Raw genomic sequence first — 15,150 nt, forward strand, 5'->3', positions numbered from 1 at the left:
CCCTTCCCGTCCGCCGCTGCACACAACTCCCCGGGGAACGCCCATTTCTTTCCGATAAGGCGTCAATTGCGACGGGGTGAGCGATCACCCTTTCGTGTGCTTTTCACCAAAGACCTCAAGGGAGTTGAACGGGGCGCCGACAAAGGATCCGTGAGTACCCTTGCGCACACCATGATGACCGCCGCCCGCTCCGCAGACTCCGGCCTGGCCGGCCCGGGCGATCTCGACCGCTATCCCTACGCCGAAGCCCCCGGTGTCGGCCGCGTGGGCATTCCCGCCTGGGAGCACTCGGACCCGGAGCTGGGCCGCGTGGGGCGGCGTGCCGGCGGCAGCCGCGGCCGCGGACTGCACGGCCAACTCGTTCAGCAGCTGGGCCAGATGATCGTCTCGGGCGACCTGGGTGCGGACCGCCCGCTCGTGCCCGAGGAGATCGGCCAGCGGTTCGAGGTCTCCCGTACCGTCGTCCGCGAGTCGCTCCGCGTCCTGGAGGCGAAGGGCCTCGTGAGCGCGCGGCCCAACGTCGGCACGCGCGTGCGTCCCGTCAGTGACTGGAACCTGCTCGACCCGGACATCATCGAGTGGCGGGCTTACGGGCCGCAGCGCGACGACCAGCGCCGTGAGCTCAGCGAGCTGCGCTGGACGATCGAACCGCTCGCGGCACGCCTGGCGGCCGGCCACGGACGCGAGGAGGTGCAGCAGCGACTCGGCGACATGATCGAGATCATGGGTCACGCCATGGCGCAGGGCGACGCGCTGACCTTCTCCCGAGCCGACGCGGAGTTCCACTCCCTCCTCATTCAGATCGCCGGCAACCGCATGCTGGAGCACCTCTCCGGGATCGTCTCCGCGGCGCTCCAGGTCGCGGGCAACCCCGTCACCGGCTGCGACCGGCCGACCGAGGCGTCGCTGTCGTGCCATGCCCGGATCGTCGACGCACTCGCGGCGAGCGACGGAGCCGCGGCCGAGGCCGCCATGCGTCAGCTGCTCACCGTCCACCCCGAGGTGGAGCGTGTGGTGCCCGCACCGCGCGAGCACTGACGCGCGTCGAGGGCGGCACGGTCGCGGACGGGTGCCCGCGAGTGGCATCGCGCGAGCGGCCCGTTTCTCCGCCGGACCTCGTTGGATCTTCCGGGATCGGCGGGGTCCGGTGGTGCGAGGGGCCACGTAGCCAGCAGAATGAGCACGTCTGACATTGTTCGACCGCTTCTGTGTGCTTACGGGGTGTGACTCGGGCCACGCAGATTGGGCGTAACACTCCTCGGAACCACGCGATGACCTAAGAGGTGACTGCCGAGGAAGGAATACGGACGCCGTTGACGGCGCTGTTCAACTTCCCGGCCCCCGCCCGCGCCGTCGACCCATCCCCAGTCGGCGGTCGTCGGCTCCTGTCCGCACCGGACGGGGCCGGAAGCCGTTTTCCAACGTTCCGAGAGGTTGTTCGTGTCGGCCAGCACATCCCGTACGCTCCCGCCGGAGATCGCCGAGTCCGTCTCTGTCATGGCGCTCATCGAGCGGGGAAAGGCTGAGGGGCAGATCGCCGGCGATGACGTGCGTCGGGCCTTCGAAGCTGACCAGATTCCGGCCACTCAGTGGAAGAACGTACTGCGCAGCCTCAACCAGATCCTCGAGGAAGAGGGTGTGACGCTGATGGTCAGTGCCGCGGAGCCCAAGCGCACCCGAAAGAGCGTCGCAGCGAAGAGTCCGGCGAAGCGCACCGCGACCAAGACCGTCGCGGCGAAGACGGTGACGGCCAAGAAGGCCACCGCCACCACTGCCCCGGCCGCGCCCGTGGCGGACGATCCGGCTGAGGACCCGTCCGTGAAGCAGGTCGCCGCCAAGAAGGCGACCGCCAAGAAGACCGTCGCGAAGAAGAGCGCCGCCAAGAAGACGGCGGCCAAGAAGACCACCTCCAAGAAGGACGACGCCGAGCTGGTCGACGACGAGGCGGTCGAGGAGACCGCCGGTGCCGTCAAGCCCGGTGAAGAGGAGGAGGAGGGTGGCGAGAGCAAGGGCTTCGTCCTCTCCGACGACGACGAGGACGACGCGCCGGCCCAGCAGGTCGCCGTCGCCGGTGCCACCGCCGACCCCGTCAAGGACTACCTCAAGCAGATCGGCAAGGTCCCGCTGCTCAACGCCGAGCAGGAGGTGGAGCTCGCCAAGCGCATCGAGGCCGGTCTCTTCGCCGAGGACAAGCTGGCGAACGCCGACAAGCTCGCCCCCAAGCTCAAGCGCGAGCTGGAGATCATCGCCGAGGACGGCCGCCGCGCCAAGAACCACCTCCTGGAGGCCAACCTCCGTCTGGTGGTCTCCCTGGCCAAGCGCTACACCGGCCGCGGCATGCTCTTCCTGGACCTCATCCAGGAGGGCAACCTCGGTCTGATCCGCGCGGTGGAGAAGTTCGACTACACCAAGGGCTACAAGTTCTCCACGTACGCCACCTGGTGGATCCGTCAGGCGATCACCCGCGCGATGGCCGACCAGGCCCGCACCATCCGTATCCCGGTGCACATGGTCGAGGTCATCAACAAGCTCGCGCGCGTGCAGCGCCAGATGCTCCAGGACCTGGGCCGCGAGCCCACCCCGGAGGAGCTGGCCAAGGAACTCGACATGACCCCCGAGAAGGTCATCGAGGTCCAGAAGTACGGTCGTGAGCCCATCTCGCTGCACACCCCCCTCGGCGAGGACGGCGACAGCGAGTTCGGTGACCTCATCGAGGACTCCGAGGCCGTGGTCCCGGCGGACGCGGTCAGCTTCACGCTTCTGCAGGAGCAGCTGCACTCCGTCCTGGACACGCTCTCCGAGCGCGAGGCGGGTGTCGTGTCCATGCGTTTCGGTCTCACCGACGGTCAGCCGAAGACCCTCGACGAGATCGGCAAGGTGTACGGCGTGACGCGTGAGCGGATCCGTCAGATCGAGTCCAAGACCATGTCCAAGCTGCGTCACCCGTCGCGCTCGCAGGTGCTGCGCGACTACCTCGACTAGGCCCGGCCGTACGTCATCGAGGGCCCGGCTCCCACGAGGGAGCCGGGCTCTCGATGCATGTGCGGCGTGCGCGTCGGCCGCCGCTGGATCACTCTGGGTCTTCCACGACCACCCCTGAGTGAGGAGCGCGCATGCGTCGTCCCTTCGCCCGAATCCTGGCCCTCGCGGCCACGACGGCCGTGATACCGCTGGCGTCCCCCGCCCCCGTGGCGGCCGACAGCGTCGTCATCGGCGGCTATCCCGTCGAGATCTCGCAGAGCCCATGGACGGTGGCGCTGGCCAGCCGTGACCGGTTCGGGGGTACGCGGGCGGGGCAGTTCTGCGGAGGTGTGGTGATCGGCAGGTCGACGGTCCTTACCGCCGCTCACTGTCTGAGTGAGGACGTACTCGGGGCGTCCCCGCAGCAGGTGCGGGACCTGAGGGTCATCGCGGGCCGGGCGCAGCTGACCTCCGACTCCGGACGGGAGATCCAGGTCCGCGACACCTGGGTGAACCCCGCGTACGACACCCGGACGAAGGCCGGGGACTTCGGGGTCATCACCCTCGCCACTCCGCTTCCGGAGAGTTACGTCATCACTCCGGCGCCGAAGGGCGACCCCGCGTACGCCCCCGGGACGGTCGCCGAGGTCTATGGCTGGGGAGACACCACGGGCGCCGGGGACTACGCGGGCAGCCTGCGGGCCGCACGAGTCAAGGTGCTGCCGGACGCGGACTGCGAGGAGGCCTACCCGGGCAGCTCGGACGGCACGTACCGGGTTGCCTCCATGCTGTGCGCCGGGGAGCTCACGGGCGGCCGGGACGCCTGCCAGGGGGACAGCGGGGGGCCGCTGGTCGCTCACGGGCGGCTGATCGGCCTGGTGTCGTGGGGCAGCGGCTGTGGGCGCGCGGGGAGCCCCGGGGTATACACCCGGGTGTCGGACGCGATCCGCCGGCTCGACACAGGACGCTGAGCGCCGAACACGCGATGCGGTACGAGTACGGGCGGCCACCCCCTGTGTGGAGGGGGTGGCCGCCCGCAGACCGGCCTGATGCCGGCACTCGCTCGTCGTCGACGCGAAGTGTCAGCGTTCCTCTTCGTTGACGCTCGCCGGAACGGTCGTCAGCCGCTCCGTCTCGTCCTGTATCTCAGCGGCGATCTTCTTGAGTTCCGGCTCGAACTTGCGACCGTGGTGGGCGCAGAAGAGCAGTTCTCCGCCGCTCAGGAGGACGACGCGCAGATATGCCTGGGCGCCGCAACGGTCGCAGCGGTCAGCGGCCGTCAGCGGGCTCGCGGGGGTCAGAACAGTAGTCACGTCGCCTCTTCTCTAGCTCGACGAGCTGTCGTACCAGGGTCAACATCCAACCAGGCCGAAAACGTTCCCGCTCGTGGCTTCTCCTTGAAAATTTCTTTCCGAGGTGGCTGTCTGCTGCCGGTTGGCGGCGAATGTGCCGTATTACGTGGTTCGCGTCGTACGGGTTCGCGTTGTCTGTCAGTGTCGGTCCTCCGGCTGGCTTGCCGGTTGTTCAAGAGGACGTGCCCGGAGCCTAAATGGTTCATGCCCGGAAGGGAACGTGATATGTACTTCACTCCATAGAGGGATCGAACACCTATGCGACTCTCGACTAGTCTAAGTTCGGACGAGGGTGGCGCTACAACGGCTCTACCAGGCCTCGGTACCCTCTGAGCGGCGAACCAAGCCGGGCCCTTACCCACAAGGGTGCCATGTGAAATTCAGCGAGGAGCGAACCGCGTGACCGCCGAGACGTCCGTGCCGTCCACAGCGTTGCTGACCGGAGCAGACCGGGACGGTTCCAACTACACCGCGCGGCACCTGCTCGTCCTCGAAGGACTCGAGGCCGTACGCAAGCGCCCTGGCATGTACATCGGCTCGACCGACAGCCGTGGCCTGATGCACTGCCTCTGGGAGATCATCGACAACTCGGTGGACGAGGCCCTCGGAGGCTACTGCGACCACATCGAGGTGATCCTGCACGACGACGCGTCCGTCGAGGTGCGGGACAACGGCCGTGGCATTCCCGTGGACGTCGAGCCCAAGACCGGCCTCTCGGGCGTCGAGGTCGTCATGACCAAGCTGCACGCCGGCGGCAAGTTCGGCGGGGGCTCCTACGCCGCCTCGGGCGGTCTGCACGGTGTGGGCGCCTCGGTGGTGAACGCGCTGTCCGCCCGGCTGGACGTCGAGGTCGACCGCAACGGCCACACGCACGCCATCAGCTTCCGTCGCGGCGTGCCGGGCGCGTTCGCCGGCATGGGAGCGGACGCCAAGTTCGACGCCGGCAGCGGCCTGCGCAAGACGAAGAAGATCCCCAAGGCGCGCAACGGCACACGCGTGCGTTACTGGGCCGACCTCCAGATCTTCCTCAAGGAGGCCAAGCTCTCCCTGGAGAACCTGCACCAGCGCGCCCGCCAGACCGCCTTCCTCGTGCCGGGCCTCACCATTGTCGTGCGGGACGAGTTCGGGCTCGGCGAGGGCGGCAGCAAGGGTGAAGAGTCGTTCCGCTTCGACGGCGGCATCAGCGAGTTCTGCGAGTACCTGGCCGCCGACAAGCCCGTCTGCGACGTACTGCGCTTCTCCGGGCAGGGCAGCTTCAAGGAGACCGTTCCGGTCCTCGATGACCACGGCCAGATGACGCCCACCGAGGTCACCCGTGATCTCGGCGTCGACGTCGCCCTGCGCTGGGGTACCGGCTACGACACGACGCTCAAGTCGTTCGTGAACATCATCGCCACCCCCAAGGGCGGCACCCACGTCGCCGGCTTCGAGCAGGCCGTCGCCAAGACGGTCAACGAAGTACTGCGGACGAAGAAGCTGCTGCGCGTCGCCGAGGACGACATCGTCAAGGACGACGCCCTGGAGGGCCTCACCGCCGTCGTCACGGTGCGTCTCGCCGAACCTCAGTTCGAGGGGCAGACCAAGGAGGTGCTCGGCACCTCGGCGGCCCGCCGGATCGTGACCAATGTGGTCTCCAGGGAGCTCAAGGCGTTCTTGACGTCCACGAAGCGGGACACGGCCGCGCAGGCGCGGGTCGTCCTGGAGAAGGCCGTCTCCGCCGCCCGTACGCGCATCGCGGCCCGCCAGCACAAGGACGCGCAGCGTCGCAAGACGGCGCTGGAGTCCTCCACGCTGCCCGCCAAGCTCGCGGACTGCCGCAGTGACGACGTAGGGCGCAGCGAGCTGTTCATCGTGGAGGGCGACTCGGCGCTCGGTACCGCGAAGCTGGCACGGAACTCCGAGTTCCAGGCGCTGCTCCCCATTCGCGGCAAGATCCTCAACGTGCAGAAGTCGTCCGTCACGGACATGCTGAAGAACGCCGAGTGCGGTGCGATCATCCAGGTCATAGGGGCGGGGTCCGGGCGGACCTTCGACATCGACGCGGCGCGTTACGGGAAGATCATCCTGCTCGTCGACGCCGATGTGGACGGTGCGCACATCCGGTGCCTGCTGCTGACGCTGTTCCAGCGCTACATGCGGCCGATGGTGGAGGCCGGGCGGGTGTTCGCCGCGGTGCCGCCGCTGCACCGTATCGAGCTGAGCCAGCCCAAGAAGGGGCAGGACAAGTACGTCTACACGTACTCGGACCGCGAGCTGCGCGAGACACTGCTGGAGCTGCAGCGCAAGAACGTGCGCTACAAGGACTCGATCCAGCGGTACAAGGGTCTCGGTGAGATGGATGCCGACCAGCTGGCCGAGACGACGATGGACCCGCGCCACCGCACGCTGCGCCGGATCAACATCTCCGACCTCGAGGCGTCCGAGCAGGTGTTCGACCTGCTGATGGGCAACGACGTGGCGCCGCGCAAGGAGTTCATCTCCAGCTCGGCGGCTACGTTGGACCGGTCGCGGATCGACGCGTAGGGAGCTGTCCGGCGGCGGCCTCCGCTCCGTGGGCGGGGCGGGTGCCTGCCCCGGGACCACCGCCCGGCAATACGGCTGACCAGGCGGGACTACCCAGCGTGTCCACCCGTGGGTGGAGGGCTCGGCCGTAGGAGATCCACCCTTCATCCACCCGGGGGCCGATCTGCCGGCCACGCGATCTCCGTAGCGTCGGGGGTGTCGCCGGCTCCCGCCGGCGGCACGGATACGGGCAACGCCGGACGGCGCAGTGTGGACCAAGGGCACCAGGGCAACGGTTTGCCTTCCTCGGCGCCGGCCTGTGCAGCGCCGGGGTCCGGCTCGGTGTCCAGCAGGACACCTCCGCCCCCGCCGCTCGCCCTCGCGGCCACCCTGCTTGTCCGCTCCGGGATCCTGCTCCGGCGAGCTCAGAGGCTGCCTGTGGTGGCCACGGGGAGTGCGCCCTACGGTGACGGCGTACCGCGCGCCGCGTGGAAGGAGTCCGTATGACGGGGAACGCGTGGACGAGCTGGCCCTCCCGCGAGGCTCTGTCCCCGGAAGGCGTGCCGAGGCCCCGGCGAGCGCTGGCCTGGGCCGTCCGCCTGTCGGCACTCGGCGCCCTTCTGTGGACGACGTTCTCGGACGACCGGCTCCAGGGCTGGGGCATCGTCGCGGCGGCGCTGGGTGTCGTGCTGTGCGCCCTCGCCGCCCGGGGCTTCCTGCACAGCACACTCGAACACCGCCTACTGCCCTCGCTGGCCCTGTTCGCGCTGTTGCTCGTGGCCGCGACGGCGGCCCGGGGGACGGGTTTCCGGATTCCCGCCCTCGTCCTGTGCTGTGCGTGTGCCGTCAGTGCCATCGAGCGGCTGCCTCTCGCGGCCGCGGTGCCCACCACCTCCGTGGCGCTCACCGGCTACGCGCTGATCAACGACGACGGCCGGCTGACGACCCTGGCGACAGTCGGCGGCCTCGCCCTGGCCGGCTATGTCCTGCGGCTCGACGCCGAGGCGCGCGGCAGCGCCCAGCGGCTGCTCGCCCAGGAGCGGGCGGCGCGCGCGGCCGAGGCGGAGTCGGCCGCCCTCGCGGAACGGGCCAGGATCGCGAGGGAGATACACGACGTGCTGGCGCACAGCCTCTCCGCCCAGCTCGTGCACCTGGAGGCGGCCCGGCTCCTGATCGAACGGGGCGCCGGCCAGGACCGGATACTCGAACGGGTGGTGGCCGCCCGGGGGATGGCCAGGGAAGGCCTCGCCGAGACGCGACAGGCTCTCTCCGCGCTGCGCGGTGAGATGTCCCCGCTGGAGGACTTCCTGAGCGAACTCGTCGCCACGGCCGACGCGGCGGACGTCAGGGTGACGGGTGAGCGACGGCTGCTGCCCGCGGAGGCGTCACAGGCGGTGCGCAGGGTCGCACAAGAGGCCTTGACGAACGTCCGGAAGCACGCGCCGGGGGCCAAGGTCCACATGCGCCTGGACTACGGGGACCACGAAGTGCGGCTGGACGTGCGGGATTCGGGCGGCCCGCCGGGAGAGATGACCGGCTCCGGTGCCGGGTACGGTCTGCTGGGCATGCGGGAGCGTGCCGAGTTGCTCGGCGGTTCGCTGGAGGCCGGGCCGCAGGAGGAGGGATTCGTGGTGACGCTGAAGGTGCCCCTATGACGCAGGACCCGGGGCGGAAGCCGGCGCGGGTCGTCGTGGCGGACGACCAGACCGTGGTGCGCGAGGGCATCGTGATGCTGCTGGGACTGCTGCCCGGAGTCGAGGTCGTCGGAGCGGCGGCCGATGGTGACGAGGCTGTGGCGCTCGTCGCCGAACTGGCTCCGGATGTGGTCCTGATGGACCTGCGGATGCCGCGCTGTGACGGAGTCGAGGCGACCCGGCGCATCAGGTCCGAGTATCCCGGCACCCAGGTCGTCGTACTCACGACGTTCGCGGACGACGACTCGCTGTTCCCCGCGATCAGGGCCGGCGCCCGGGGTTATCTGACCAAGGACGCGGGCGGCGACGAGATCGTCCGAGCGGTGCAGAGCGTGTGCTCCGGGGATGCCGGGCTGTCGCCCAGCATCCAACGGCGCCTGCTGGAGCGGCTGTCGCAGACCGAGCCGGAACCACCGGCAGGGCCGTCGGAGGCGCCCGACGGGCTCACCACCCGCGAGGTGGAGGTGCTGGTCCTGATCGCCGAAGGTCTCTCCAACCATGAGATCGCCCGCAAGTTGCATGTGTCCACCGCCACCGTGAAGACCCACATCAACAACATGTTCGCCAAGACGGGACTCAAGGACCGTGCACAGGCGGTCCGTTACGCCTACGGGAAGGGGCTGGTGCGGCCATCACTGACGTGAGTCACCTGATGGAGTGAAGACCACGGATTGAAGAGGCCGGGATCTTCCCGTTCTGTCCATCCTTGGGCATGCAGTCAAGGAACGATCGTCACCGCCTGCGTGGAGAGGGCCCTGAAGGCCCGGCCGAGGACCACGAACGGCGTGAGCGTGTCCCCGTCCAGTCGGCGAAGGGCGGAAGTGTCGGGTACGACGACCCCTGGTACGACGCTCTGGCGTCCGGCTGGGGCGAGATGGACGGTACGGGCGCGCCCGCTCAAGTCGAGCCGTCCGTGCGCCGGGAGGACGAGGGCAGGGCGGGTGGTGCGGCCGAGGTCTATCTCGACGTGCAGCGCAGCGCGGCCTTCCAGGGAGTACGCAGCCGGTACCGGCGGTTCGTGATCCCGGGTGCCGCGCTCTTCCTCACCTGGTACGTGGGCTACGTGGTCACAGCGACGACCGCGCCCGGGCTGATGGCGCGACCCGTGGCGGGCGCGGTGAACGTGGCGATGCTCGCGGGGCTCGGGCAGTTCCTCACCACCTTCCTGCTCACCTGGGCGTATGCGCGTCACGCACGGCTGCGCAGGGACCGGGCCGCGCTCGACCTGCGCTGGGACACCCAGGAGCTGACGCGAAGTGCCGGGGGTGGGCAGCGGTGACGGGACATCACCAGACGCTGGCGCTACTGCTGTTCAGCGCGTTCGTGGCGGTGACGCTCGGGATCACGACGTGGGTCAGCCGTAACCGGCATGGTTCCGCCGAGGAGTTCTACGCGGGCGGGCGGCTGTTCTCCCCCATGGAGAATGGTTTTGCCATCTCGGGTGATTATATGTCGGCCGCGTCCTTCCTCGGCGTGACGGGACTCATCGCGCTCTTCGGGTACGACGGGCTGCTGTACGTCGTGGGCTTTCTCGTGGCCTGGCTCGTGGTGCTCTTCCTGGTCGCCGAACTGGTGCGCAACTGCGGCCGGTTCACTCTCGCCGACGTGGTCGCGGCGCGCATGAGCGAGCGTCCGGTGCGCATCGCGGCGGGAACTTCGTCGGTAACCGTGTCCGTTCTGTACCTGGTGGCGCAGATGGTCGGCGCGGGCAGCCTGGTCGCCCTGCTCCTCGGAGGCACCAGCGAAGCGGCGCGCAACTGGACGGTGATCGGTGTCGGCGCGCTCATGGTGATCTATGTGTCGATGGGAGGGATGCGGGCGACCACGTGGATCCAGATCGTCAAGGCAGTCATGCTGCTGGGCGGGGCGGTCGCGCTGACGGTGCTCGTGCTCGTGCGCTTCCACGGGGACTTCGATCAGCTGCTGCGCACCGCGGCCGCGCGGAGCGGGCACGGTGACGCCTTCCTCGTACCGGGACTGAAGTACGGGGACACCTGGACCGCGCGCTTCGACTTGATCAGCCTGGGGCTCGCCCTGGTGCTCGGTACGGCCGGGCTGCCGCACATCCTGTCCCGTTTCTACACGGTGCCGACCGCGAGAGCGGCGCGTCGCTCGGTGGTCTGGGCGGTCGGACTCATCGGCGGTTTCTACCTGATGACGATCGTGCTGGGCTTCGGAGCGGCCGCGATCGTCGGCCCCGAGGCGTTACGCGGGTCGAACGCCGCCGGGAACACGGCTATGCCGCTGCTGGCACTCGATCTGGGCGGTGGTGCGTCCTCCACGGGAGGGACGGTTCTGTTCGCGGTCGTCGCCGCGATCGCCTTCGCCACGATCCTCGCCGTGGTCGCGGGGATCACCCTCGCCTCCTCGGCATCCGTGGCCCACGACCTGTACGCGTCGCTCAGGCGACGGCGGGCGAAACCGCGCAGCGAGGTCGCCGTGGCGCGCGTCGCGGCGGTCGGTGTCGGGGTGGTCGCGATCGCGCTCGGACTGCTGGCCCGCGACCTCAATGTGGCGTTCCTGGTGGGCCTCGCGTTCGCGGTCGCCGCGTCGGCGAACCTGCCGGTACTGCTGTACTCGCTGTTCTGGCGGAACTTCACGACGCGCGGCGCGGTCTGGGCGGTGTACGGCGGTCTGGTGCCGGCGCTGCTTCTGGTCGTGCTGTCGCCGGTGGTGTCGGGAAGCCCCGAGTCGTTGTTCCCGGGCGTCGACTTCCAGTACTTCCCGTTGCAGAACCCGGGACTGGTCTCGATTCCGCTGGGCTTCCTGGCGGGCTGGATCGGCACGGTCACCTCGGCGGAGCCGGCGGACGCAGCCAAGCACGCCGAGACCGAGGTGCGGTCGCTCACCGGGGCCGGAGCGGTCTGAGGGCGCGGCCATCCGCGTACGGAGGCGCGGGGGTCCCGTGGCCGGCGCGCAGCTCGTCGGCGGGCCGACCGGCTCGGGTTGGACGCGCTCGTGGCAGGGCGACGCGTACTCGGCAGTGCCGGGCGTCACCGGGTGCCGCGCCGGGCGAAGCCGCCTAGCCGCCTACGGGGTCACCCACGCGTACCGGTGCTCCGGGCGGCCCGCGTCGCCGTACTTGAGGGTCAGCCTGGTGCGTCCCGTACGTTCCAGGAGCTTCAGGTAGCGCTGGGCGGTCTGCCGGCTCAGTCCGGTCCGCTCCGCGATCTCCAGAGCGGACAAGGGTCCCTCGGCGCTCACCAGGACGCGGCGCACGAGTTCGGCGGTGGTGGGGGAGTGCCCTTTGGGCAGCTCGGGTTCGGCGCCCGTGGACAGGGCGCCGAACATCCGGTCCACCTCGGCCTGTTCGGCCAGGCCGCCGCCGTCGAGAGTGCGGCGCAGCTCCGCGTACGCCTCCAGCTTGGCGCGCAGCCCCGCGAAGGCGAACGGCTTGACCAGATACTGCAGTGCGCCCTGCCGCATCGCCGCCTGAACGGTCGCGACGTCCCGCGCCGCGGTCACCATGATGACGTCCGTCTGATGACCGCGCCGCCGCATTTCCTGCACGACGGCGAGACCGGTGCCGTCCGGCAGGTAGTGGTCCATCAGGACCAGATCCGGACGCGGGAGCAGCTCCATCCGGTGCAGCGCCTCGGCGGCGGTGTGCGCCTCGCCGGCCACGTGGAAGCCGGTCACCTTCCGCACGTACGCGGCGTGCACGCGTGCGACGCGGACGTCGTCGTCCACGACGAGTACCTCGATCATCGCGACCTCTCCTCGGCGGGGGCGGCCTCCGGAGAGGACCCCGGCGCGCCCGGCCCGACGGCGTCCGGGGCGGGTGCGTGCTCCGCCTCCGGCATCGCTCCGGCAGTCGTTCCGGTCCCCGGTCCGCCGGTCGTGCCCGGCGTCGGGATCTGCCCCGGCCCCGGAGCGAGACCGGGTTCGGTGAGGGCCTCCGGCAGGACGACGGTGAACTCCGCGCCCCCGCCGGCCGCCTCCGCCACCTGCGCACTGCCACCCTGCCTCTCGGCCAGCCGGCGTACGAGGGAGAGGCCGATTCCGCGCTTGCCGTGCGCCGGGGGCTCCTTCGTGGACCATCCGTCCGTGAAGATCAACTGCCGTCGCTCGGCCGGAACGCCGGGCCCAGTGTCCCGCACCCGCAGCACGGCCGTGCGTCCCTCGACGCGCAGTTCGACCTCCACGCGTGCGTGGGGCGTGCCCGCCACGGCGTCCAGCGCGTTGTCGACGAGATTCCCGACCACGGTGACCAGTCCTCCGGGATCGATCAGCAGGTCCGGCAGGAACGTCCGGTCTGATATCCACAGGGCCACCCCGCGTTCGGCGGCGACGGTGGCCTTACCCACCAGCAGTGCGGCGAGCAAGGGATCGTGGATCTTCTCGGTGACCTGCTCCGCGGTGGCCCGGTGGTCGCCGACCGCCTCGCCGACGAACTCCACCGCTTCCTCGTACATCTCCAGTTCGAGCAGTCCCAGGAGCGTGTGCATGCGGTTGGCGTGTTCGTGGTCCTGGGCACGCAGGGCGTCGATGAGTCCGCGCGTCGAGTCGAGCTCGCGGCCCAGCTGCTCCAGTTCGGTGCGGTCGCGCAGGGTGGCGACGGCGCCGCCGTCGTCGGTGGGCATCCGGTTGGCGACCAGCACGCGCTGGCCGCGGACGGTCAGGAGATCCGTGCCGGTGATCCTTCCGGCCAGCACGTCGGTGGTACGGCCCGGCCCGAGCGTGTCGTCGAGCGGCCGCCCGACGGTGTCCGCGTCGAGCCCCAGCAGGCGCTGCGCCTCGTCGTTCAGCAGCCGTACCCGGCCGCCGCGATCGAGGGCGACGACGCCCTCCCGGATGCCGTGCAGCATGGCCTCACGTTCCGCGAGGAGTGCCGAGATGTCCGAGAAGGCGAGGTCCCGGGTCTGCCGCTGCACTCTGCGGGAGATCAGATACGCGGCCAGCGCGCCGACGGCCATGGCCCCGCCCGCGTACGCGAGGAGTTCGGGGATCGCGTGGATCAGCCGGGCGCGCACGCTGTCGTACTCGATGCCGACCGAGACGGCACCCACGATGTCGCCGTCGGCGTCGCGCAACGGCACCTTGCCGCGGGCGGAGCGGCCCAGGGTGCCGGTGTCGATCTGCATGACGTCCTTGCCCGCCAGGGCCTGGCGGGGGTCGGTCGAGACGACGTCCCCGATCTGTGCGGGGTCGGTGTGCGACCAGCGCACGCCCTGCATGTTCATGACGACGACGTACTCGGCGCCACTGGCCTGCCGGATGCGCTCCGCCGCCCGTTGGACGGGTCCGTCGGCCGACGGCCGGGTGGACCGCAGATCGTCGGCGATCTGCGGCTGGGCCGCCGTGGTCTGCGCGATCGCGAGCGCCCGGCGCATCGCCTGGTCGTCCAGCTGGTCACTCAGCGGCGCGAGGAAGAGCCCGGTCGCGAGCACGGCGACTCCGGCGGCGATCGCCACCTGCATCAGCAGCACCTGCGCGAACATGCGCCGCGGCAGAGCGAGGCGAAGGCGTCGCGCGGGGGGAGTGGAGCTCATCCCTAGACGGTACGGGGGGTGGCGGGAGAGTCCGTAGGGGGTGTGGCGGGGATCTCGTGGGGGACACGCGCGTGTGCCGGGCCGAAGGGTTGGGTGATCCGGGGGCGCGGCCCGAATCCGGCCGGGTGCCGTCGGCCCGGTCAGTGCGGGACGGGCAGATCGGCCCGGTGCAGTTCCCGTACGGCCACGACGTCCATGCGGGCCGGGGAGCCGAGCGCCGAGCCGCAGCTCTCCTGGCGGGGCGGCTCCGACGCGCCCATGGCGACGACGACACGCCAGACGCGGCCGTCGCTGTGGGCGACCGTCACCTCCCACCTCGGCGCCGTCCCGTCCGTCCGGATGACGGTCAGTGCGTCGGCCGCGTGTTCCCCGGCCGCCTCGCGCACGGCCAGCTCGGCCGCCTGTGCCGGGCGCTCCCAGGCGGAACTGCCCCGGCACCCCTCGGTCACGACGCGTCCTTCCCGTACGCCCCGGAGGACCTCCTTGACGTGATGGGCACCCGCGCGCCCGTACGCGTAGCCGAAGGGCAGGACGAGGAGCGTGGGCGAGAAACGGTGGCCGCCGAGGTGGGTGACCTCCCAGGCGCCGTCCACACCGGAGGCGGCGAGTTCGGCGGCCAGGGGGCGGCCGAGGAGCGCGCAGCAGCGGTCGCGCTTGCCGTTGGTGCAGACGAGTGCGAGCGGACCGGCCGTGTGCGGGCGGCCCCGCAGAGCCGAGTCGAAGGTGAGGTGGTCGCCTCTGCCGAGCGCGGCGAAGTCGAGGTCGAGCAGGCGTTCCGGATCGGACACCGTCGCGCCGTGGAGCCAGGTGGCTCCGGGGACGGTGTGGGCCGCGTACACCCGGCGGTCGGCTGCGGTACCGCGGTCGGCGTGCCTTCCCGGACGCCGGATGAGTGCGATCCGTACGCCGGTGCCCTCCGCGGCGGCTTCGAGGGCACGGCCCAGCGCGGGGTCCAGATGGCTCGAGGTGAGCGCTTTGGCACCCCAGGGTCCCGACTGCTCCAGCAGCAGCCAGGTCTTCGCGGTGGCCGCGGTGCCCGCGAGGGGCTCGCCGAGCTCCCGGGACGCGGTCGTGCACGTACTCACAGAGGTGAGCCTAACCTGACTTCCCCGCCAAACGCTTCCAGTGGCGCGAAGGGGGGCGCATTGA

At 70.3% G+C, this 15,150-nt stretch carries 12 protein-coding genes; 8 read left to right on the plus strand and 4 right to left on the minus strand.

The window, feature by feature from the left end; translation table 11 throughout:
• The first annotated feature begins 150 nt into the window (after positions 1-150).
• The 3 genes from ACFYP4_RS00345 (at position 151) to ACFYP4_RS00355 (ending at position 3,932) form a co-directional block, all read left to right on the plus strand.
• Complete coding sequence (locus ACFYP4_RS00345; RefSeq protein ID WP_358851471.1) at positions 151-1,038, plus strand: FCD domain-containing protein; 888 nt, start codon at positions 151-153, stop codon at positions 1,036-1,038.
• 402 nt (positions 1,039-1,440) lie between these two features.
• Entirely contained in the window at positions 1,441-2,982 is a 1,542-nt protein-coding gene (locus ACFYP4_RS00350) for an RNA polymerase sigma factor (RefSeq protein WP_388781292.1), read from the plus strand.
• A gap of 131 nt (positions 2,983-3,113) precedes the next feature.
• Positions 3,114-3,932, plus strand: coding sequence for a S1 family serine peptidase (locus tag ACFYP4_RS00355; protein WP_388781295.1), 819 nt, complete (start codon positions 3,114-3,116; stop codon positions 3,930-3,932).
• A gap of 111 nt (positions 3,933-4,043) precedes the next feature.
• Here the strand turns inward: ACFYP4_RS00355 and ACFYP4_RS00360 are convergent, their stop codons facing one another.
• The gene (locus ACFYP4_RS00360) at positions 4,044-4,274 is read right to left on the minus strand and encodes a hypothetical protein (protein ID WP_358851474.1); all 231 of its coding nucleotides are present in this window, start codon (positions 4,272-4,274) and stop codon (positions 4,044-4,046) included.
• 438 nt (positions 4,275-4,712) lie between these two features.
• On the opposite strand from ACFYP4_RS00360, the gene ACFYP4_RS00365 reads away from it, so the two are divergent.
• The 5 genes from ACFYP4_RS00365 (at position 4,713) to ACFYP4_RS00385 (ending at position 11,377) form a co-directional block, all read left to right on the plus strand.
• A complete protein-coding gene (locus ACFYP4_RS00365; protein WP_358851475.1) occupies positions 4,713-6,836 on the plus strand; it encodes a DNA topoisomerase IV subunit B in 2,124 nt (707 codons plus the stop codon).
• Positions 6,837-7,318: 482 nt separating this feature from the next.
• Entirely contained in the window at positions 7,319-8,470 is a 1,152-nt protein-coding gene (locus ACFYP4_RS00370) for a sensor histidine kinase (RefSeq protein WP_388781299.1), read from the plus strand.
• Entirely contained in the window at positions 8,467-9,153 is a 687-nt protein-coding gene (locus ACFYP4_RS00375; RefSeq protein ID WP_358851477.1) for a response regulator transcription factor, read from the plus strand. The genes ACFYP4_RS00370 and ACFYP4_RS00375 overlap by 4 nt, the downstream gene beginning before the upstream one ends.
• A gap of 68 nt (positions 9,154-9,221) precedes the next feature.
• Entirely contained in the window at positions 9,222-9,788 is a 567-nt protein-coding gene (locus ACFYP4_RS00380) for a DUF485 domain-containing protein (RefSeq protein ID WP_388781303.1), read from the plus strand.
• Positions 9,785-11,377, plus strand: a complete 1,593-nt coding sequence (locus tag ACFYP4_RS00385; protein ID WP_358851479.1) for a cation acetate symporter — start codon at positions 9,785-9,787, stop codon at positions 11,375-11,377. Before ACFYP4_RS00380 ends, ACFYP4_RS00385 begins: the two co-directional genes overlap by 4 nt.
• Before the next feature lie 162 nt (positions 11,378-11,539).
• Here ACFYP4_RS00385 and ACFYP4_RS00390 read toward each other — a convergent pair whose 3' ends face one another.
• From ACFYP4_RS00390 to ACFYP4_RS00400, 3 genes are all read right to left on the minus strand, one after another.
• Entirely contained in the window at positions 11,540-12,217 is a 678-nt protein-coding gene (locus tag ACFYP4_RS00390; protein WP_358851480.1) for a response regulator, read from the minus strand.
• Positions 12,214-14,001: an ATP-binding protein gene (locus ACFYP4_RS00395; protein WP_388781306.1), complete on the minus strand. Its 1,788-nt coding sequence runs from the start codon at positions 13,999-14,001 to the stop codon at positions 12,214-12,216. Before ACFYP4_RS00395 ends, ACFYP4_RS00390 begins: the two co-directional genes overlap by 4 nt.
• A gap of 140 nt (positions 14,002-14,141) precedes the next feature.
• The gene (locus tag ACFYP4_RS00400; RefSeq protein ID WP_388781309.1) at positions 14,142-15,086 is read right to left on the minus strand and encodes a sucrase ferredoxin; all 945 of its coding nucleotides are present in this window, start codon (positions 15,084-15,086) and stop codon (positions 14,142-14,144) included.
• Positions 15,087-15,150 lie beyond the last annotated feature (64 nt).

Source organism: Streptomyces sp. NPDC005551 (assembly GCF_042871785.1).
Classification (GTDB): domain Bacteria; phylum Actinomycetota; class Actinomycetes; order Streptomycetales; family Streptomycetaceae; genus Streptomyces.

Bases quoted from the DNA above. Each gene is read 5' to 3' on its own strand.
- ACFYP4_RS00390 (WP_358851480.1), bottom strand. From the start codon at position 12,217: ATGATCGAGGTACTCGTCGTGGACGACGACGTCCGCGTCGCACGCGTG.
- ACFYP4_RS00375 (WP_358851477.1), top strand. From the start codon at position 8,467: ATGACGCAGGACCCGGGGCGGAAGCCGGCGCGGGTCGTCGTGGCGGAC.
- ACFYP4_RS00380 (WP_388781303.1), top strand. From the start codon at position 9,222: ATGCAGTCAAGGAACGATCGTCACCGCCTGCGTGGAGAGGGCCCTGAA.
- ACFYP4_RS00370 (WP_388781299.1), top strand. From the start codon at position 7,319: ATGACGGGGAACGCGTGGACGAGCTGGCCCTCCCGCGAGGCTCTGTCC.
- ACFYP4_RS00355 (WP_388781295.1), top strand. From the start codon at position 3,114: ATGCGTCGTCCCTTCGCCCGAATCCTGGCCCTCGCGGCCACGACGGCC.
- ACFYP4_RS00395 (WP_388781306.1), bottom strand. From the start codon at position 14,001: ATGAGCTCCACTCCCCCCGCGCGACGCCTTCGCCTCGCTCTGCCGCGG.